The 22,186-nt window shown below is 40.7% G+C and carries 13 protein-coding genes, 1 pseudogene and 2 riboswitches; of the genes and pseudogenes, 10 read left to right on the top strand and 4 right to left on the bottom strand.

Going from position 1 to position 22,186, the window contains the following annotated elements:
* Positions 1-27 precede the first annotated feature (27 nt).
* Together Q8G36_RS13330 and Q8G36_RS13325 are read right to left on the bottom strand one after the other, a co-directional pair.
* Entirely contained in the window at positions 28-825 is a 798-nt protein-coding gene (locus tag Q8G36_RS13330; RefSeq protein WP_305160627.1) for a YqhG family protein, read from the bottom strand.
* On the bottom strand, positions 803-2,491 hold the full coding sequence (locus Q8G36_RS13325; RefSeq protein ID WP_305160626.1) for a DEAD/DEAH box helicase: 1,689 nt from the start codon (positions 2,489-2,491) through the stop codon (positions 803-805). Before Q8G36_RS13325 ends, Q8G36_RS13330 begins: the two co-directional genes overlap by 23 nt.
* Positions 2,492-2,856: 365 nt before the next feature.
* Positions 2,857-2,944, top strand: a riboswitch (glycine riboswitch).
* Between the two features lie 3 nt (positions 2,945-2,947).
* Positions 2,948-3,031, top strand: a riboswitch (glycine riboswitch).
* Positions 3,032-3,169: 138 nt separating this feature from the next.
* Here Q8G36_RS13325 and gcvT point away from each other — a divergent pair.
* From gcvT to gcvPB, 3 genes are read left to right on the top strand one after another with little or no spacing between them, the layout of a single operon-like run.
* A complete protein-coding gene (gcvT, locus tag Q8G36_RS13320) occupies positions 3,170-4,276 on the top strand; it encodes a glycine cleavage system aminomethyltransferase GcvT (RefSeq protein WP_305160625.1) in 1,107 nt (368 codons plus the stop codon).
* 17 nt (positions 4,277-4,293) lie between these two features.
* Entirely contained in the window at positions 4,294-5,640 is a 1,347-nt protein-coding gene (gcvPA, locus tag Q8G36_RS13315; RefSeq protein ID WP_305160624.1) for an aminomethyl-transferring glycine dehydrogenase subunit GcvPA, read from the top strand.
* A complete protein-coding gene (gene gcvPB, locus Q8G36_RS13310; protein WP_305160623.1) occupies positions 5,633-7,090 on the top strand; it encodes an aminomethyl-transferring glycine dehydrogenase subunit GcvPB in 1,458 nt (485 codons plus the stop codon). Before gcvPA ends, gcvPB begins: the two co-directional genes overlap by 8 nt.
* Positions 7,091-7,251: 161 nt before the next feature.
* On the opposite strand, the gene Q8G36_RS13305 is transcribed toward gcvPB, so the two are convergent.
* Positions 7,252-7,635, bottom strand: a complete 384-nt coding sequence (locus Q8G36_RS13305) for a rhodanese-like domain-containing protein (RefSeq protein ID WP_283897357.1) — start codon at positions 7,633-7,635, stop codon at positions 7,252-7,254.
* Between the two features lie 203 nt (positions 7,636-7,838).
* On the opposite strand from Q8G36_RS13305, the gene Q8G36_RS13300 reads away from it, so the two are divergent.
* Together Q8G36_RS13300 and Q8G36_RS13295 are read left to right on the top strand one after the other, a co-directional pair.
* Entirely contained in the window at positions 7,839-8,675 is an 837-nt protein-coding gene (locus tag Q8G36_RS13300; protein WP_305160622.1) for a lipoate--protein ligase family protein, read from the top strand.
* A 391-nt stretch (positions 8,676-9,066) separates the two neighbouring features.
* Positions 9,067-11,637, top strand: coding sequence for a vitamin B12-dependent ribonucleotide reductase (locus Q8G36_RS13295; protein ID WP_305160621.1), 2,571 nt, complete (start codon positions 9,067-9,069; stop codon positions 11,635-11,637).
* A 147-nt stretch (positions 11,638-11,784) separates the two neighbouring features.
* On the opposite strand, the gene Q8G36_RS13290 is transcribed toward Q8G36_RS13295, so the two are convergent.
* Positions 11,785-11,970: a hypothetical protein gene (locus Q8G36_RS13290; protein WP_305160620.1), complete on the bottom strand. Its 186-nt coding sequence runs from the start codon at positions 11,968-11,970 to the stop codon at positions 11,785-11,787.
* Between the two features lie 137 nt (positions 11,971-12,107).
* On the opposite strand from Q8G36_RS13290, the gene splB reads away from it, so the two are divergent.
* The 5 genes and pseudogenes from splB (at position 12,108) to Q8G36_RS13265 (ending at position 22,185) form a co-directional block, all read left to right on the top strand.
* A complete protein-coding gene (gene splB / locus Q8G36_RS13285) occupies positions 12,108-13,133 on the top strand; it encodes a spore photoproduct lyase (RefSeq protein WP_305160619.1) in 1,026 nt (341 codons plus the stop codon).
* 83 nt (positions 13,134-13,216) lie between these two features.
* The gene (locus Q8G36_RS13280; RefSeq protein WP_305160618.1) at positions 13,217-14,098 is read left to right on the top strand and encodes a patatin-like phospholipase family protein; all 882 of its coding nucleotides are present in this window, start codon (positions 13,217-13,219) and stop codon (positions 14,096-14,098) included.
* A gap of 1,217 nt (positions 14,099-15,315) precedes the next feature.
* Positions 15,316-16,264, top strand: a pseudogene (locus tag Q8G36_RS13275) (M9 family metallopeptidase N-terminal domain-containing protein); the annotation flags it as partial.
* A 99-nt stretch (positions 16,265-16,363) separates the two neighbouring features.
* Positions 16,364-17,611: an MFS transporter gene (locus Q8G36_RS13270; protein WP_305160655.1), complete on the top strand. Its 1,248-nt coding sequence runs from the start codon at positions 16,364-16,366 to the stop codon at positions 17,609-17,611.
* Positions 17,612-17,625: 14 nt separating this feature from the next.
* A complete protein-coding gene (locus Q8G36_RS13265) occupies positions 17,626-22,185 on the top strand; it encodes a non-ribosomal peptide synthetase (protein WP_305160617.1) in 4,560 nt (1,519 codons plus the stop codon).
* The last annotated feature ends 1 nt before the right edge of the window (position 22,186 follow it).

Raw genomic sequence — 22,186 nt, 5'->3', positions numbered from 1 at the left:
GGACATCTGTTTTTTATCGTTCTTTACTTATCCCAACGCCCTATCTGAAAGGTAAAATAATCCTCCATTGATGATGGATATTCTGATGTTGGGTTCATATTGTGCTTTTAATGCTTCTTTTTCGGTATAATAGCTCTCACTTTTTTCTTCCATATCCTTGTAAAAATGCTCCAATAAATTCAAGTCATTCTGCCAGCGCAGCATTGCTTCCTCTGCCCAGGAATGGTCATCATCCTCGAAACTGGTCCTGATGTATGTATCCAGTCTTGCCAATCCACTCTTGGGCATGATCAGAGGTGAAAGCGTAAAGGAGTAATCCGGTATTTTGGGGGTGACCTTAATCGGTAAAACCCGATGGTGAAACCCTTCCTTGATTTCACCCGAGATTAAATTCAATCCGATCGACATGAAAGTATCTTTTTTACGGTCGCATTGATAGGATATTTTCACATTCAGGGTCAGCCAAGGAAACAAAGGATTATTTCCGCCTTTTAATGGAGGAGTATCCTCAAAAAGTCTAGTATACCCTGCCAGCTTTTTGGTTGAATGAATAATCTGGTGAAGGCGAGGAGAGCCAAAATGAATCATTTCTCCTTTTAAATCGGATGGAGCTTGTTCTGGATCGGTAATGAAAGTCATCTGGGCTGGGTTCGGAACGCCGCCTGTTTTTTCTAGATAATGCCAATAAAAGGGTCTGTTCATTAATTCTTTATCCATTTCAATCGTCAATTGGACTGTAAGGTGGGTTGGTGAATTATCCAATATTTCACAATCATTGGCTTTAAAGTAAGTTAGTAAAAAATCATGAATTTCCCGTTGCTGCATGAACCTCACCTTCCTTCATTGATTGAGCGAATTGGATTAACGATGAAAAATTATCCATCTTGACTTTCATTTCGCCCTCTGTTTTGGACTCGCCGACCACATCAATTAAATATTCTTCAATGTTGTTAATATCCAGTTTGGTAAGAATATCATCCAATTCACCGATTACTTTTTCAAATAAATTAATTTTTTCGTAAAGTAACTTCAGTATATGTTCTTCTACTGTATTTTTCGTGGCAAAGTTATAAATCATCACATCTTCCTCCTGACCAAGGCGATGAATCCGCCCAATTCTCTGTTCGAGCCTCATTGGGTTCCATGGCAGGTCAAAATTAATCAAGTGATGGCAAAACTGAAGGTTTATCCCTTCCCCGCCAGCTTCTGTTGCAATTAATACCTGTATATTCTTTTGGAATAATTCTCGCATCCAATCTTTCTTTCCGCGCTTAAAACCGCCTCGGAAAGGAACGGAAGAAATTCCATTCTGCTGTAGGTACCATTGTAGATATAGCTGAGTTGCCCGGTATTCGGTAAAAATAATTACTTTGTCATCAATTTTCTTGATCAGTTCCAAAGCTTTTTCAGCCTTGGAGTTCTGAACCGTTTCATTCACTTTAGAAAATAAATCATCAAGCTTTGCCAAAAAGTCAGGGGAAGGCTGATCATATTTATTTTTCATATTCTTTAATGTATAAAAGACCGCCTCTCTGCTGCTGCATGCTTCCCTTTGGAGAGTGAGAGCCGAAAAGGCGCTTCCTTTTGATCCATCTGAAATTGGCTTGAATTTGGAAACAGCATCGTACAATGCTTGTTCCGTTGGAGAAAACTCAATGGTGATGGTTTCGACATGCCGTTTTGTCCATTCAATACCAGTATCGGCCCGCCTGTTTCGGATCATGACAGTGTTGACCAGTTCCTTTAGGTGTTCATCTTCAATTATGTTCCGGCCTTTCCCTTTATACTTTTCCGAAAAGAGTGAGGCATTTCCCAAGTGGCCCGGTTTCAATAATGAAACGAGGTGAAAAATTTCCTCGACTTTATTTTGAATCGGAGTGGCTGTCAGGAGTAAACAAAATTTCTTTTTTAGATTTTGGACGAATTCATAGTTCTTCGTCTTATTATTTTTAAGTTTATGAGCTTCATCAATAATGATGAAGTCATATTCCTGATTGAAAATGATATCTCGATGTGGAGCGCGTTTCGCTGTATCAATGGATGAAATGACCACATCACAGGAGTCCCAAACATAACTTTTTCTCTGAACGACTGCCGGAATATGAAACTTGGTATTCAATTCAAAAGCCCATTGTGTGACAAGTGAAGCCGGAACAAGGATCAATACTTTTTTTACAAGGCCTCTAATCATATACTCTTTTAGGATCAAGCCTGCTTCAATTGTTTTTCCGAGCCCTACCTCATCAGCTAAAATGGCCTTTCCATTCATCTTTTCCAACACTTGCTTGGCTGCTTCCAATTGATGGGGAAGCGGGGTTAACTGCGGAAGGTGCTTAGGCGCCTGTAAACCTTCAAAATCAGGGATGATAAGGTTTTCCTCCATTTGAACCGCCAATTTATAAAGCTCCCAATTTCCCCATGGACCGTCATTTTCCATCTTTTGCAGAAACTCGTCATTCCATTCAGAATTGAAGGATATATTGATTTTCATAGAAATAACTCCCTCTTAAATCATAATTTCTTTAATATAAGGTTAAAACCCGAACATTTCATATGTGAAGTAAGAAAATATTTCTCTTCAAAAGATATTGCAGAGATAAGTTTCTTAGGGTAGGATATAAGTATATTTAGAAAATTCCAATTTCCAAAAGAATCTTTGTACATGATTTTGCAGTTCGCGTTTTCTTAGTATGGGCTATAGGCTCCTAATTTATCCAAGATTACTGAAGGAGATCACTTAAACGGTTTCTGAAGTTTTAGGAGAATTGGCAGAGAATGCATTCCATGATGCTCAAAGGTTTTACCGATGCTTGGGGCTTATTCGCTTCCTTTCATTGGTAGACCATTTATATGCGGGTGAAGATAAGGGGAGAGACTACGGATGTAGCGCCGAAGGAGCAAACTTAGCAGTGAATCTCTCAGGCAAAAGAACTCTTATTGGACGCAACTCTGGAGAGCGCCGCCCGTTTTGGGACGGCCACCAAAGGGGAAAACCTATTACATAGGTAAACTTTCAGGTTTCAGGACAGAGAAAAAGCTCAAACGGGCTTTCTCTGTCCTTTTTTGTGCTTTTTTCACATCATGAATCAGGATATATCTGATGCGTAATGACAAGAAGCTTTTGATAATGAAGCCAATTAATTCAAAAAAATCTGAAGGGGGTCATTTTTTGACCAATTTAAAAAGAACACCACTATTTGAGGTTTATCGTGAATACGGAGGTAAAACGATTGATTTTGGCGGTTGGGAACTTCCTGTCCAATTTTCGGGTATAAAGGATGAACATGAAGCCGTACGTACAAAAGCGGGGTTATTCGATGTTTCCCATATGGGGGAAGTCGATGTTAAGGGTCCTGGGAGTCTTTCCTTTTTACAGAAGATGCTGACTAATGATATTTCAAAACTGCAACAGGGCGGTGCTCAATATACCGCCATGTGTTATGAAAACGGAGGCACGGTTGATGATCTTATCGTGTATAAAAGGGCTGAGGATGACTATCTGCTCGTGGTCAATGCAGCGAATACAGAAAAAGACTTCAATTGGCTGCAAGCTAATTTAACGGAAGATGTCCAAATTACGAATGTTTCGAGTGACTATACACAGTTGGCACTTCAAGGACCATCTGCAGAGAAGATATTACAAAAACTATCGGAAAATACTGACTTAAGTGAAATTGGATTTTTCAAGTTCAAGGAAAATGTCATGATAAACGGTATCTCCGCGATGGTATCCCGTACTGGATACACTGGTGAAGATGGTTTTGAGATATATAGCGACAGTAAAAATGGTCCTGCCCTTTGGAAGGCGATTATGGATGCCGGAAAGGAAGAGGGGGTTCAGCCGATTGGTTTAGGTGCTCGTGATACCCTGCGTTTTGAAGCGAAACTGCCGCTGTATGGGCAAGAGCTTTCAGCGGACATCACCCCGATAGAAGCCGGAATTGGTTTTGCAGTAAAAGTGGATAAGGAAGTTGATTTTTTCGGGAAAGCCGTTCTTGCTGAACAAAAGGAGGAAGGAGCTCCACGCAAGCTGGTGGGAATTGAAATGATTGACCGTGGCATTCCACGTCATGGGTATAAGGTTTACAGCGGTGATAAAGCCATCGGTGAGGTCACGACCGGTACCCAATCACCAACGTTGAAGAAAAATGTGGGATTGGTACTTATCGATAAGGAATTTTCGGTGCTGGATGCGGAAGTCGAAGTGGAAATCCGTTCCAAACGTTTGAAAGCCGTTATCATACAAACACCTTTTTATAAAAAACCACGTAAATAGAGGGGAATGGTCATTAGATGAAACATCGTTATTTACCCATGACAGAGCAAGATAAACAAGAAATGCTTGAAGCGATAGGGGTATCTACTGCTGAAGAACTTTTCAACGATATCCCTGAAAGCGTTCGTTTTCAAGGAGAATACAATATCAAGCCTGCCAAATCCGAACCTGCATTAATGAAAGAATTATCAAGGCTTGCTGCCAAGAATGCGGATCTTAAAAACTATGCTTCCTTCCTTGGTGCGGGTGTCTATGACCATTATGCACCGGTCATCGTCGATCATGTTCTATCCCGTTCGGAGTTTTATACGGCTTATACACCCTATCAGCCTGAAATTTCACAGGGCGAGCTTCAGGCAATTTTTGAATATCAAACGATGATTTGTGAATTGACGGGCATGGATGTGGCTAACTCCTCCATGTATGACGGCGGGACGGCGCTAGCTGAAGCAGCTATGCTTGCTTCAGGCCAGACACGACGCAAGAAGATTCTCATTTCAGGAGCCGTTCATCCTGAATCAAGAGAAGTTGTGAAGACATATGCGAAAGGGCAACGCGTGGAAGTGATCGAAATTCCTTATAAAGACGGTGTGACGGACTTAGCTGCTTTAAGGGAATTGGCGAATGATGACATTGCAGGAGTGATCGTGCAATATCCGAACTTCTTTGGCCGGATCGAGCCATTGAAAGAAATGGAAGAAATCATTCATGGTGTCAAGTCCATGTTTATCGTTTCCAGTAATCCGCTTGCATTGGGAGCTTTGACATCCCCTGGTGCACTCGGTGCAGATATCGTAACGGGGGATGCTCAGCCATTCGGCATTCCAGCGGCATTTGGGGGACCTCATTGTGGATATTTTGCCGTTACTAATAAACTTGTTCGGAAAGTTCCGGGCCGGCTCGTCGGTCAAACAGTGGATGAAAATGGAAAAAGAGGGTTTGTACTGACGCTTCAAGCTCGTGAACAGCACATTCGCCGTGACAAAGCCACATCCAACATTTGTTCCAATCAAGCTTTGAATGCCTTGGCAGCTTCTGTTGCAATGACCGCGCTTGGGAAAAAGGGTGTCAAAGAAATGGCCGTGCAAAATATTCAAAAAGCGCATTATGCGAAAAAAGCAATTATGGCAAAAGGGGTGGAAGTGATATTCGACGGTCCTTCGTTTAATGAATTTGTCATTAAACTGCCTGCTTCGTTTTCAGAAATCAATAAAAACCTTTTTGAAAAAGGGATGATCGGCGGCTTCGATTTAGGAACGGTTTATCCTGAGCTGAAAGACCATATGCTGGTCGCGGTAACTGAACTTAGAACAAAAGAAGAAATTGATGCACTTGCGCAGGAATTGGGGGATCAACATGAATAATCAAGATCAATCACTCATTTTTGAAATCAGTACTTCCGGTCGAATCGGGTACAGTCTGCCAGAAATGGATGTGGCAACTTTTCCGCTCGAAGAAATTCTTCCTGCCGACTACATCCGTGAAGAAGAGGCAGAGCTTCCTGAGGTGTCCGAACTGGATATCATGCGTCACTATACAGCACTTTCCAAACGGAATCATGGGGTGGATTCGGGTTTTTATCCGCTGGGTTCATGCACGATGAAATATAATCCGAAAATAAATGAAAATGTGGCACGTTTCAACGGTTTTGCCCATATCCATCCATATCAAGATCCGGCTACTGTTCAGGGAGCATTGGGACTATTATTTGATTTGCAGGAACACTTAACGGAAATCACCGGGATGGACCAAGTGACATTACAGCCTGCAGCAGGTGCTCACGGTGAATGGACAGGATTGATGATGATTCGCGCTTTTCACGAAGCGAATGGCGATACAGAACGGACTAAAGTGATTGTACCTGATTCTGCACACGGTACGAATCCTGCCTCTGCAACTGTTGCCGGACTTGAAACGATTACAGTGAAGTCGGATGAAAATGGGTTAGTCGACCTTGAAGATTTAAAGCGTGTTGTCGGACCGGATACGGCGGCTTTGATGCTGACGAACCCCAATACATTGGGATTGTTTGAAGAAAACATTTTGGAAATGGCACAACTTGTCCATGACGCTGGTGGGAAGCTTTATTATGATGGAGCCAATCTGAATGCAGTCCTATCAAAAGCACGCCCGGGCGACATGGGCTTTGATGTGGTTCACTTAAATCTCCATAAAACATTCACAGGCCCGCATGGCGGCGGCGGTCCGGGTTCTGGTCCTGTAGGGGTGAAGTCGGACTTGATTCCTTACTTGCCTAAACCACTAGTGGTCAAACAAGATGAGCAATTCGTTCTTGATTATGATCGTCCGCAATCCATTGGCAGGGTAAAACCTTATTATGGTAATTTCGGGATAAACGTGAGGGCATATACGTACATTCGTTCAATGGGTCCTGATGGTCTTAAAGCCGTCACCGAGAATGCGGTCATCAATGCCAATTATATGATGCGTAGGTTGGAACCTTATTTTGACTTACCATATAATCGTCATTGTAAGCACGAATTCGTATTAAGCGGACGTCGGCAAAAGAAATTGGGGGTAAGGACTCTCGATATAGCCAAAAGATTGCTTGATTTCGGGTATCATCCTCCAACCATTTACTTCCCGTTGAACGTGGAAGAAGGAATGATGATAGAACCGACCGAAACCGAGTCAAAAGAAACTCTGGATGCGTTCATCGATGCAATGATCCAGATTGCCAAGGAAGCGGAAGAAACCCCGGAAATCGTTCAGGAAGCTCCGCATACAACCGTTATAAAACGGCTTGATGAAACTCTTGCTGCAAGAAAACCTGTTCTGCGTTATCAAGCATAGACTAATAGCTTACACGAAAAAAATCCCTGCCTGCCGGCGGGGATTTTTCATGTGTATGTAAGAATTCATTAAAGTCCAACAGTTAACTTTCATTTTCTTAGAGCCAGCATGATGTACATGAAGGATTCTTAATTAAAAAGAGCCCATGCGGAGATGGGGTCTTATTTCTTTGCTTTAATTTTCCCGGTCCACATTTTGAAACCGCCCTTTAGGTGAAAAAGTTCCCTGTAGCCCTTTTTATATAGCATGGCTGCAGCTCTTCCGCTGATGATTTCGCTTTGAGCGTACAAATATACAGGCTTGTCCTGCCTAATTTCGACCAAGCGGGTTTTCATTTGAGTCATAGGGATGTTTCTTGCGCCTAAGATATGACCATTATCGAAATCATTCGGTTCCCGCACATCGATTAGCTGCACTTTTCTGTAGTTAGCGATAAATTCGTCCTGTGTTAGTGTTTTAACGATTTTACGCTGGCGGTACCAATTAAAAAGTGAATACGCAATAACCACTCCCAAGATGATGAGCAGTGTATATAATATTTCCAAACATAAAAACTCCCTTCTACCTTAACGAATACAGACAATCTTTATTATATAATTGCTTTACCCAATAATCAAAAAGAATTTTCATCAAATTCTTCATCGACTTGATAGCACTTTCTTTTTTAGAGTGTTAAAGTCTGTTAAACTACTACATGTGAGTTTTTTGTGGGGGATTGAAAAACAGTCTATTGAAACGAGGGGTAAGGATGACTAAAGAAAAATGGGGTTTTATAGATTCGGGGTATTGTTCACCGGCTTTTAATATGGCGCTGGACGAAGCACTGTTAAACTGGCAAAGCAAAGGGGAAATTCCTCCAATCATACGCTTTTACGGCTGGGATCCAGCGACATTGTCGATTGGTTATTTTCAAAAGGCAGAAGCGGAAATTGATATGGAAGAGGTCAAAAGGCAGGGCCTTGGTTTTGTTCGCAGACCAACAGGAGGACGAGCGGTACTGCACGAGCATGAATTGACGTATAGTGTAATCGTTCCAGAATCCTATCCGGGAATGCCAACTACGGTCACTGAAGCATACCGTGTCATTTCTGAAGGGATATTAATGGGGTTCAGGAATCTTGGATTGGATGCTTATTTTGCCGTGCCTCGAACCGAGCAGGAAAAAGCGGCTTTAAAAGCGCCAAAGTCTTCCGTCTGCTTTGATGCTCCAAGCTGGTATGAACTGGTCGTTGAGGGCAGGAAGGTCGCTGGCAGCGCTCAAACAAGGCAAAAAGGCGTCATCCTTCAACACGGGGCCATTTTGCTTGAACTTGATGATGAAAAGCTCTTTAGCGTATTTAAATTCTCAAATGACAGGGTTAAAGAGAGAATGCAAAAAAGCTTGAAAAATAAAGCTGTGGCCATAAATGACGTTGCCGGAAGGAAGATTACCATCCCTGAAGCGAAAGAAGCTTTTGAAAAAGGTTTTGCCGAAGGACTTTCGATCGATTTAGAGCCATACGTCCTCACCGAAAAGCAATTGCTGGAAGTGAAGGCCATTGCAGAAAGTAAATATGAAAGCGATGAATGGAATTTCATGAGATAGGCGAATTGGGATAATTAGAATGATTAATAAAAAAGTTTTTTCAGATTTGTTTGACCAAATAAGCTATCCCTTGCAGGGATAAGTCCTAAAAGGGATAGGGAAAAAGCAAGGTCCAAATTAATTGAAATCTGATGAAAAATTATTGTAAATCGACATTTTCCTCCCTTTTACTAACTATATTAATTGATTTATCGTTTGACAAAATTAAAAGTTATTCAAAACAAACACAATATATAGTAGTTGAAATATTTAATGCGACACTATATGTTGATTTTTGAGTTTCGCTATGATAAATTTAGGGTACTTGTTAAGCGAAACGGACATGTAAGGCTACATAAGGATTTTTGCGGCAGCAAGAACGGATCTTGAAACATATAAAGGAGAGGGAATTATGTCGGTTGTAATAAAAGAAGCTTTAAAGGTTGATCTAGAAAGGTTGAATAAGGATATTTCTTTATTTCCCCAGGTTCACCCTGTAACTGCTGATATGAAAATGGCGCATAAGGGAGTGTCCCGTCTAGTCATGCTTGACCGCTATTCTTTTAAGGATACTGAAAAAATCACACTCTCGGCAGGCGATTTCGTCGTGTTGACGATTAAGGAAGATCCGAAATTCCCGGCAAGGGGTCTCGGTTACATCGTTGAAATTGATTGGGAAACCAAAAAAGCCAAGGTATTGGTGGATGAAGAATTCCGTGGCGTTTTGGATAATCCGGAAGAAGTGGAGACGGGGATTGTGAACCGTCCGTTGGATATAATCGAAAAGCCGCTTGAAATATACTATGAACAAATTGCGAAACGTAATGCAACGGGCTTGGCATCAGTGGAAACCACGGAAGAAAAAAGAACGGAATGGTTCAATAAATTCTATGAAGAATTAAAGAACCTTAATTTTGTCCCGGCAGGTCGAGTATTATACGGTGCGGGTTCCAATACGGATGTTACTTATTTCAACTGCTATGTAATGCCATTCGTACCGGATTCACGTGAAGGGATTTCAGAACATAGGAAACAAGTGATGGAAATCATGAGCCGCGGCGGCGGAGTGGGTACGAACGGATCGACACTGCGTCCAAGAAACACTCTGGCAAAAGGGGTAAATGGAAAATCCTCAGGTTCAGTGTCATGGCTTGACGATATCGCGAAACTGACGCATCTTGTTGAACAGGGCGGTAGCAGACGCGGCGCTCAAATGATCATGCTTGCTGATTGGCATCCTGATATTGCAGAGTTCATCATTTCCAAAATGCAAAATCCAAGGATTCTGCGTTACCTAGTGGAAAACACCAAAGATGAAGCCATCAAGAAATATGCGACGGATAAATTGAAATTCACGCCGCACACGGAACAGGAAACGGCTATGTATCAAGGGATCATCAATTATAAGGAGATTCCTGGCCAAGGTGGATTCAGCGAGAAAATCATTAGGGATGCAGAAGAAAAAATCCGTACAGGTGGAACGTACAGTGTCCATAATTCGGATTTTCTGACTGGAGCGAATATCTCTATTTGCCTGACTAAGGAGTTTATGGAAGCGGCGGAACAAGATGCGGAATACGAATTGCGTTTTCCTGATGTAGAAAGCTATAATGCCGAAGAAATGGCCATTTACAATGAAGAATGGCATAATGTCGGTGATGTTCGCGAATGGGAGAAAATGGGTCACAAAGTCCGTGTTTACCGTAAAATCCGAGCTAAAGAGCTTTGGAACTTAATAAACATTTGTGCAACATATTCTGCTGAACCAGGTATTTTCTTTATCGATAATGCTAATGAAATGACGAATGCCAAAGCATACGGTCAACAGGTAGTAGCCACGAACCCTTGTGGCGAACAGCCATTGGCCCCATATTCAGTATGTAACCTTGCGGCTGTCAATCTTGCAGAAATGGCTGATAAAGATAGCAAAACGGTTAATTACGAGAAACTTAAGCAGACCGTCGAAGTCGGTGTGCGTATGCAGGACAATGTCATTGACGCAACTCCTTATTTCTTGGATGAAAACAAAAAACAGGCACTGGGCGAGCGACGGGTTGGACTTGGTGTAATGGGTCTGCATGACCTGTTGATCTACTGTGAAACGGAATATGGCTCTGAAGAAGGAAATATCCTGGTGGACAAGGTGTTTGAAACGATTGCGACTACAGCTTACAGGGCTTCTGTGGAACTAGCTAAAGAAAAAGGCAGTTTCCCGTTCCTGAACGGGTCAACGGACAAAGAAACCGATGAGCTTAGAACGCGTTTCACACAAACCGGATTTATGGAAAAAATGCCGGAAGATATCAGGGAAAGTGTTGCTGCACATGGCATCCGTAACTCTCATTTATTGACAGTGGCTCCTACAGGAAGCACAGGAACGATGGTTGGGGTATCAACAGGGCTTGAACCATATTTCTCCTTCACGTATTTCCGCAGCGGCCGTCTGGGTAAATTCATTGAAGTTAAGGCTGACATTGTACAGGAATACTTGGACCGCAATCCAGGAGCCGATACAAAAGAGCTTCCAAAATGGTTCATTTCCGCAATGGAATTAGCTCCAGAAGCACATGCAGATGTTCAATGCATCATTCAACGCTGGATTGACAGCTCGATCAGTAAGACGGTCAATGCTCCAAAAGGATATACTGTCGAACAAGTTGAAAAAGTATATGAACGTCTATACAAAGGCGGAGCAAAAGGCGGTACCGTATATGTGGATGGCAGCCGTGACAGTCAGGTTCTTACGCTCAAAGCGGAAGAAAACCAAATGGACGAGCAGCTTGAAATGGATGAATTGACAGATGTGGAAGTAAAGAAAAAAGTTGTATTGGTCGATACGATAAATGAACTGCGTTCGACGAATGTTACGATTGGATCGGAAGTGGGCAACACTTGCCCGGTCTGCCGTAAAGGTGAAGTCCAGGAAATGGGCGGATGCAATACTTGCACGAATTGCGGAGCACAATTAAAATGCGGGCTATAAGCTGATGGAAGGGAAGTCGTTAAGTATGCTGAAAAGCTATCTTAACGGCTTTTTTTAGTGTCTTAAATGTAGGTTAAAGACAGTATGTTCAATTAAATACCAATAGAGAAGACCGAATCATGAAATTCGGTCTTCTTTTGCGTTCAATCAACCATTTTCATTTTGCTGCCCTATTTCCTTTTCGGCTAGATATTGGTTTCCATCCTTCAATACCGAAAATTCATCGACCGAGTCTCCTGGTATATTCCTGGGATTTGGATATTTATTATCTGTTTGGACGGTGATCGTTTGTTTACCCGTTCCATTTGTCAAGAAGCCTCGTTTATTAGCCATATCGCATCTCCTTCATTTTGAATTTCCAAGTAAAAATAATCATGAGGATAACAGAATAAAGAAAAACTATCCTTATGATTTAGATTGTGTAGTTCGATTGAAAATATGAACAAATCGATAAAAGAATGGAGAACGAAATGAAACCATTTATGCCACAGTTAGTATATATCGAGCCCAGGGCACTGGAATACCCGCTTGGCCGGGAATTGAAAAAGAAATTCGAAGATTTGGACATTGAAATCCGTGAGACCACATCGCATAACCAAATTAGGGATCTTCCTGGAGAAAATGATCTGCAAAAATATCGTGTCGCCAAATCCACGCTTGTGGTAGGAATCAGAAAAACTTTGAAATTCGAATCTTCAAAGCCATCTGCTGAATATGCCATCCCTCTTGCTACAGGGTGTATGGGGCATTGTCACTATTGTTATTTACAGACGACACTCGGATCAAAGCCATATATTAGGACATATGTGAATCTTGACGAGATTTTCGAGGTAGCCGAAAAATATATAAATGAGAGAATGCCTGAAATTACCCGTTTTGAGGCAGCCTGTACATCGGATATCGTCGGAATTGACCATTTGACACATTCGTTAAAAAGGGCTATAGAGTATTTTGGAAAAAGTGAATATGGGGTACTAAGGTTCGTAACTAAATTTCATCATGTCGACCATCTGTTGGATGCTGAACATAATGGAAAAACGAGATTTCGCTTCAGTATAAATTCACGTTATGTGATAAAGAATTTCGAGCCCGGCACATCGAGCTTCGAGGAAAGGATGGAAGCAGCACGTAAAGTGGCAGGTGCCGGATATCCCCTGGGTTTTATCGTAGCTCCAATATATCGTCATGAAGCATGGAAGGAGGGCTACCATGAATTATTCGAACGGTTGAGTGAGGCTTTAAAAGGGATGGATATCCCTGACTTGACTTTCGAATTAATCCAGCATCGGTTTACTGGTCCAGCAAAAAAAGTGATTCAAAAAAACTACCCGAAAACAAAATTGGAACTGGACGAAACGAAGCGTAAATATAAATGGGGCCGATATGGAATTGGTAAATATGTTTATCAAACCGAAGAAGCCGCAGAACTGGAAACGACCATTCGTGGGTATATAGCGGAATTTTTCCCAAAAGCGGAAATTCAGTATTTTACCTGATGAGGCAATTTTCTATTTGAAACTGTCATAAATCGCTCTAATCCTGCTTAGAAATGTAAAGACCGGATTAGGGGAGGGCAGCTATGATTATTGACGGCGTTTTTTCCGGAGGCGGGATTAAAGGCTATGGTTTAGTGGGAGCCCTGCAGGAATTAGAGGAACAGGGATTTGTATTCCATCGGACAGCCGGTACAAGTGCAGGGTCCATAATTGCAGCTTTCGTAGCAGCGGGGTACACCGGAAAAGAAATGGAAAAGCTTTTTCTTGATATAGATTTAAGCGGCCTGCTGGATAAAAGGCGTGGTCTTTTGCCTATCCCGCTTGCTAAATGGCTCCTTGTATACTGGAAGCTTGGCCTTTATAAAGGCAACGCTTTGGAAGCCTGGGTCGCCGATAAACTTGCCGAAAGGAATGTAGTCACCTTTAAGGATGTTCGACCGAAATCCCTCCGTATCATAACCTCTGACATTACAAATGGGAAATTGGTGGTGCTGCCTGATGATTTACCGAACTATGGCATTGATCCGAGCACTTTTCCAGTGGCAAAGGCAGTAAGAATGAGTTGTAGCATTCCTTATTTCTTTGAGCCAGTCAAACTTGATGTCGGAAAAAGCAAGTTCCTTTTTGTTGATGGAGGTGTGTTAAGCAATTTTCCAATGTGGTTATTCAATTCAGATCATGTAAGGAAGGAAAGGCCGGTCATAGGCTTGCGGCTAAGTGTCGATGAGATATGGAAACCGCATGAGGTGGATAATGCGGTTGAATTGTTCTCCGCACTATTCAAAACGATGAAAGATGCCCATGATGCACGGTATATTTCCAAGAAACACGTCCATAATATTGTATTTATCCCGATGAAGGGAATTTCTGCAATGGATTTCAATCTGAATGATGAAAAAAAGGGTGAATTGATGAATCGGGGCAGGCAGTGCACTAAAGAATTCCTTAAAAAATGGAATTATTGATGATATTAAAAAATCGGGCTCTTAAAAAGAAGCCCGATTCAGACCGTAGACAAACTCGATAAAATCGAGTTTGTCTACGGTCTTTTTTGTTTTAAAATAGAAGTTGAATCGTCTGCACTTAACTCACTACAGATAAGCGTAGACATTCAAGGGGGGGAAGGTGCAGATAGAATTAGCCGATATAAACCATGCACCTTAAGTCGTATCTTTCTTCAAAAACCATTTAGATCATAATAACAGCGGGTTAATTCCGAAAAGTTTTTTTGCCCTCTAAGAATTAGAGCAGCTATAAGAAGAAAACAAATGATTGTGGCGATAGTCGATGGTCAAGTAGTAGGAGCTTTTCGATTTTACAGAAAAAAACATCCAATAGCATTTCGGAATATCAATTTGCTTTAAATGAGGTTTATCGGGGGCAAGGGTTGTTAAAAAAGATGTTAAAAACTATAAATGACTTACCAATCCTAACGTTATGTCCGATCGAATCAAAATTAATAAATACTTTTACACGTCAGGTTGGCATCTACAAGAACAAAATGCAGAATTTAAAGTTTAGGCTTTTCACAAATAAAAAACTTTGGGAAAGTATCATTATGAGGGATTAAACCATTAGGCATATGCTATCTCTTCTTCAACTATTACTTTACATGAAGAAGCCAACTAAAAAGTCGGTGTTCCTTAACGTACAGGAAACAACCGCCTTTTTTTAGGTTTAAATTCATTTAGCGTATGTTTTCCGAGTTTTGTTGGCTGGACCACAATTAACCGTATTGATCAACTCTAAGATGCGGTTTAATAAACGTGACTTTTGAGAATCCAGAACAAAAGCAACTGTCTAGCAGAAAACTCTTTTATCAGACAAGTCAATACCTTGTATGGAACGATTGTTCTATATCTACTCCCCATTTACTTGCTGACCAAAGCTCTGCTTCCATGTCGTTTTTCTTAGTTTTGCTAGGGTCAAATTAGCTCCACGGAACTCAGTGTTTGTAAGGTTATCTTACTCATTCTCTTACAAAATAGAACATAGAGGGGTACTGATTTGGTCTAAATTGTGTCTAAGTGTTCAAATTATACAAGAAAATTTTAACAAATATGGCATTTTATATTGTTTTTATTACATAATATGTTATTTTCAGAAGAGCGATATAGTACCAGAGGAGAGCTTGTTATGAAAAAAAATAAAACTCAATCAAGTGTTAATTGGGATTAGTACAATGGAACTATCATTAGGAGCGTTACAAGCTGAAGTATTAGCAACAGATAAAACGCCTTATAATGTATTACAAATGAAACCTGATGGCATAGAAATTCCAAAAGATGAAATTGTACATTCTTCAAAGGCTGATGAAACCTTATCATTTGAAAAATGATTAAAAATAGCAGATTTTTCACAACGCCCAGCTCCAATTATTAAACGCGCTGAAATGAAGCAATTGCAGCAACAGTACTCAATAGCAGAGCTTAAGAATGAGTGATAGTGAGCTAATTGATACGCTTGGTAATATTCACTGGAATCAAATTACAGACTTATTCCAATTCAGTGAGGAAACAAAAGTTTTTTATCAAAATAAAGAGCGCATGCAACTTATCATCAATGAATTAGGGAAAATAGGAAGTACTTTTACGAAAGATGATTCAAAGGGAATCGAAACATTTGTTGAGGTATAACGTTCTGCTTTTTATATAGGATTTTATAATAACGAATTAGGCTATTTAAATGAGAGAAGTTTCCACGATAAGTGTTTATCGGTATTAAAGGAAATGGCTAAGAACTCAAACTTTAAACTTGGTACAGGTGAGCAAGATAAAGTGGTAGCTTCTTAAGGGAAATTAATAGGCAATGCTTCTATTGATGCTGAAATAGTACAGTATGCGACGAAGATTTTTAAAACGGTATAATGAAAATCTCTCTACATATGAAAGCGATCGTTTAAAGGGCAAGCTATATATGATTTAATGCAAGGGATTGATTATGACATACAGTCCTATTTGCAAGAAACAGGTAAAGAAGCTAATACGACGATGTGGTATGGAAAGATTGATGGCTTCATAAACGAGGTTAGTAAAATTGCCCTCATACATAATGTGACAGATGAAAATGGTTGGTTAATTAATAATGGCATTTATTATGCAGGACGTTTAGGCGGACTCCAGGGTAATCCGGCGAGTCAGCCATATCACACGAGCTTTGAAGCTAACTGGCTAGAGAGTTGGAATGACCTATCGTTGTTCTTTTTTAGTAAACTTAAGGAGCTCGTTTTTATGAAAACTACCGACTCAAAAGGGCTTTGGGGAAATACAATTTATTTACAAGTTTTTTCTGCGTATTCACTGCTTATGCTCGGAGTATTTATTGATATGTTAGCCATTATGACCATTGTTGCTTTTGAATGGGAAGTAGACCCCACCATGATTGGATTGATTCCCGTTGCGTATGCACTACCTGGAATTTTATTTAGTTCATGGGCAGGTGTGATTGCTGATCGCTTTAGAAAAATTCCAATTATGATGTTTTGCAATCTTATGGTTGGTCTATTAACAATTGTTCTTTTATTTGTCCAAAATATTCATTGGCTTTTGTTAGCATTAATGATTCGTTCCATTTTTACCGTTTTCTATTATCCTGCACAGCAAACATTAACACGACAGATTGTTTCCCCTGATCTGCTTACCAAAGCGGTAAGTATCAATGGGATAGTTGAGCAAGGAACCAAAATAGTGGGTCCACTTATAGGAGGAATGTTACTGGGCTGGTTTCAGCCAGATTTTTGTCTGATTATAAGGGCAATATGCTGTTTTCTAGCTGCTTTGGTTCTGTTGCCGACATTAAGGTTAAAGGAATCTCTGTCAAGAGAACAGGTGGAAAAGCTACAGCAAAGTACTTGGACTGCTTGGTTACAAGCTTGGGTTTATGTATTATCCAATCGGAAGATATTATCAACCATGATTTTCTTTACAATAGCTATGGCAGTATTACAATTAGTAGACTCACAGTTCCCAACTTTATTTAAGAGCTTGTTCCCAAATGATAAGAGTAAAATGGGATACATCATTTCTATTATTGGTCTTGGGGGAATAATTGGTGCATTCTTCACTCAGAAATTGAAACATTTTCAATATGGTTGGGTATTATGTGGAGGCATCGCTTTAATGGGAATTGGCTTTGGTGGGATTGGTCTGATAAGTCCCGGTACATCCCTCATTTTTGGCTATCTGATTAGTTTTATTGCTGGTTTTGGAAGTGGACTTATGCTTGTATCCAATCAAGTCATTTTGCAAATAGAATCTCATCAAGAACAGGTTGGAAGAGTATTTGGGATTCAAAGCAGTTTAGCAAATGCAGTCCTCATCATTTCTCCTGCTATGAGCGGACCACTGGTTCACATTTTCGGAGTAACTCAACTCTATTTTTATGTTGGTATTGGGCTCATCATTATTGGAGTAATGGGGGTCTTATTACAAAAATATTTTTGGGTTAAACACGAACCCATAAGTGTAAATCATCTTTGAAGGGAGAATTTTTTATGTCCAATGAGGAGTGTTATCCTTTAAGTCATCCACAGAGGAGAATATGGTATACAGAATTTATTAATTCAGGTAAAGGGATATGTAATCTGAAATTCTTGTTCAAGATCAATCGAAAAATGAATTATTCGATATTAAATCGAGCCGTGAATCGTGTCATCAGTGAAAATGATGGTCTGTGTATCAGGCTGAAAGAAAATAGGCACCAGGAACCTGAGCAATATTTTGTTAAACATCAAGAACAAGAATTTGACTTCTTCGACTTCAGTTCCGTGAGAGATTCGGATTTGCTGGAAAAATGGATTGAGCAGAAGGCGCAAGAGACGTTTACGTTATTTGATTCTGAATTATACTATTTTGCTTTAATAAAAATAAGCGATAATGAGTGTGCCGTCTTTGGCAATGTTCATCACATTATCATGGATGGTTTATCAATCCAAATTTGGACTAGTCAGATTGCTAAATATTATCATGAGTTTCATAGTGAGAAAGATATGAACATCCCTAGGAACTCATATGTTGAGTTTCTAGTCAATGAACAGACGTACTTGAACAGCAGTCGTTTTCAAAAAGATCAAAGCTTCTGGTTAGAGGAATTCAAAACACTTCTATCCGTAACGGGATTGAAACCCTATAATGCTTACCAAGTTAGTACGAGAGCATCACGTGAGACGTTCGAATTATCTGAATATTCAAAGAATGGGTTAGAAGAATTTTCTGATCATTACGGATTTAGTATATATACTCTTTTTGTTGCTGCGCTTTCGTTGTCGATGTATCGATGGACCTCGTCGCTTGATATTGCCTTGGGAATGGCTTATGGCAATCGTATGACTAAAATGGAGCGGGAATTAATTGGAATGATGGTGAGTACAGTTCCTCTGAGAATGGATATCGATCCTGAAGAAGAAGCACTCTCATTTATTGGTCGAGTGTCGAGGAAACAACGTAAAGCATTACGTCATCAGAAATATCCATTTGATTTGTTATTAAAGCAGATGAATCAAGAGAATAACAGTAATGTTCGACTTTTTGGAACTACGATCGATTATAGAGAGCGTGGTGAAAGTGGTGACTCTCTTTGGATTCCAAATCGTGAAGAAGTACAAGATTTTGCAGTGCATATCGAAAACTTGACTGATATAGACTCTTTGCAAGTACATATTGATTATCGTGAAGAATTATTTTCCAAAGAAGAGATGATTCGCTTTTTTAACACCATGCTAGCATTAATGGAAAACATATTTAAAAATCCGAAACAGAAGGTTGCTGAGATCGAAATCCTTTCAGAAGCGGATAAAAGAAAAAGTTTAGTAGAGTTCAATGATCCTAAGCTTGACTTTCCACCTCAAGCAACCATTCATGAGTTGTTTGAGCAGCAAGCGACGATTCATCCCAATGCCATTGCAGTTATGTATGAAAAGGAGAGGCTTACCTATAGGGAGCTTAATGAACGTGCGAATCAATTAGCTCACTATCTGCAGAAAAAAGGAGTAGGACCCGATTCGTTGGTTGGACTTTGTGTTGAACGGTCTCCTGAAATGGTTGTAGGTATTTTGGGAATTCTGAAGGCCGGTGGAGCTTATGTTCCACTCGATCCAACATATCCAGAGCAGCGACTTCAGTATATTTTAGAGGACGCTAGCATTCAGTTGGTCGTAACGCAAGAAAGTTTAAAAGGATCGAAATGGTTACCAGAGAATATCAAATCGATTTGTCTTGATCGAGATCAAGTTGAAATTGAGAAAGAAAGTACTGCTTTACCGACTTCTGATGTTAGTCCTCAACATCTAGCTTACGTGATTTATACTTCAGGATCAACAGGGAATCCGAAGGGAGTTATGGTAGAGCATCACAATGTGATTCGTTTATTTAAATCAACGGAATGCTGGTATCAGTTTGATGAAAAAGATACTTGGACGCTTTTCCATTCTTATGCGTTTGACTTCTCGGTATGGGAAATTTGGGGGGCATTGCTCTATGGTGGAAAATTGGTCGTTGTTCCTTACTGGATCAGTCGATCGCCCAAGGATTTCTATCAACTGTTAGTAAAGGAAGAGGTTACGGTTCTTAATCAGACACCATCCGCATTCCGACAATTGATACAGGTGTGTGAACAAGAAGATGAGAACAAAAACTTGAATCTGCGCTATGTCATATTTGGTGGGGAAGCACTCGATCCTACCAGCTTGCTACCATGGTTTCAAAGATATGGAGAGCAGAAGCCACAGCTAATCAATATGTATGGAATTACAGAAACTACCGTTCATGTTACTTATTATCCAATTACTCAAGATGATGTGCAGCATTCTTCAAAAAGTAATATCGGAAAGCGGATTCCAGATTTAGAAGTGTATGTGCTAGACGCTTGTCAACAGCCTGTGCCTATTGGCGTAACTGGCGAACTATATATTGGTGGAGCAGGACTCGTACGTGGGTATTTAAACAGACCCGAATTGACAGCAGAACGTTTCATTCCTCATCTATTCAGTAGTGACCCGGGAGCGCGATTATATCGGACAGGAGACTTAGCGAGATACTTGCCGGATGGAAATCTGGATTATCTTGGGCGGATTGATCACCAGGTGAAGATCCGTGGTTTCCGAATTGAACTCGGGGAAATTGAATCTGCTTTACACGCGCATGCATCCATAAAAGAGGCTGTTGTAATCGTGCGAGAAGATCAGCCAGGTGATAAACGATTAGTGGCATATGTCGTGGGTGATGGGAATGTAGGGGCATGGAGAGATTATCTCAAGGCGGAACTACCAAGCTATATGGTTCCTTCAGAATTTGTGATGATGGAAGCCATTCCACTAACTGCTAACGGTAAAGTTGATCGTGAGGCCTTACATGTACCAGAGGTGAGGAAAATCGAAAGTGAATGTGTTGCCCCCCGGAATAGTAACGAAGAAACACTGGCTACCATTTGGAAACAAGTATTAGGGATTAAAAAGGTGGGAATCCATGATAACTTCTTTGAAATTGGTGGAGACTCGATTCTCAGCATTCAGATCATATCACGAGCGAGTCAATTGGGCTTAAAACTTACCCCCAAGCAAATGTTTGAACACCCAACGATTGCCGAGTTGGCACAAGTAGTCAAAGAAGATCAGGGAGTGCAAGCGGAGCAGGGTGTTGTGACGGGAGAGGTACCGCTCACCCCGATCCAGTACTGGTTCTTCGAGCAAGATCATCCGCATCCACAACATTGGAATCAGTCGATGCTTTTGAGAGTAAGAAAGAGATTGAATGTGGAGTTACTAGAGGAAGCACTATTAAACTTACTCAAGCATCATGACGCCTTACGTTTCCGATATGGACAATTGCCCAATGGAACCTGGAAGCAGAGAAATGAGGGGATTGATGAACAGTCTGTACTTCGTGTGATAAAGCGAAACGATGCTGATCAACAAGCGTGGAATCAAGTGATACAAGATGAGATGGATATCACTCAAGCCAGTTTCAATTTACTTACAGGTCCATTGATGAGAGTAGTGTACTTCGATGATGGTTTGAATGGGAACGATCGATTATTCTGGACGATTCATCATTTAGTAGTAGATGGGGTATCATGGCGAATTCTATTGGAAGATTTACAGGCCGTATACAACCAGATGGAACAAGGTCAGAAGGTTCGGCTACCTGAGAAAAGTACATCCTTTAAAGAATGGTCGGAACGACTACAGGCATACAGTAAGTCAGTTATTTCAAAAGAAGTACAAGATTATTGGCATGAACAGGCAGCAAAACAAGTGATGACGATTCCGATGGACTATCCTATAAAGGAAACGACAGAAGCATCGACTGATCAAGTGACGGTGACGTTGGGAGCAGCAGAGACCCATGTGTTGTTACAAGAAGTTCCGGCGACTTATAAGACACGGATTAACGAGGTACTAATGACGGCATTAGTACAAGCTATAGCCGACTGTACAAATCAGCATAAGCTTTCTGTTCACTTGGAAGGACATGGGAGAGAAGAGATGATCGAAGGCGTTGACCTATCGCGGACAGTGGGTTGGTTCACAAGTATTTATCCGGTTCACTTTGATCTTCAAGGAACAACGACACCTATTGAGGGATTAAAGGCTGTGAAAGATCAATTGCGTCAAATTCCGAATCATGGCATTGATTATGGTATTTTACTTTACTTGAGCAGAGAATTGCTTCCAATCTATCAGCATCAAAAACCATCGATAAGCTTTAACTATTTGGGACAATTTGATCAAGTGTTTTCCAAAGAATCTTTGTTTATGCAGGAGACAGGATTTACACACTTAGATCATGCTCCAGAATCGAAACCATCTCACCCGATTGATGTTGTCGGTATGGTAAAAGATGAGAAGCTACATTTTGTTTGGATGTATAGTAGAGAACAGTTTTCCAGATTGACAATTCAAGCGATAGCAAAGGGCATGTTAAATCAGCTTCGACTACTGTTAAATCCACCAACGACAGAGTCTGCTTTTACAGTATCAGACTTTGCTGATGCAGAGGCACTTACGGAAGATAGCTTGAGTAAAGTATTACTTAAATTAACAAAGAAGAGGGTGTAAC

Origin of the sequence: Peribacillus frigoritolerans (genome assembly GCF_030676415.1) — a bacterium.
In the GTDB taxonomy this organism is placed as follows: Bacteria; Bacillota; Bacilli; order Bacillales; family DSM-1321; genus Peribacillus; species Peribacillus frigoritolerans_A.
This window is presented reverse-complemented; position numbering and strand designations above follow the sequence as displayed.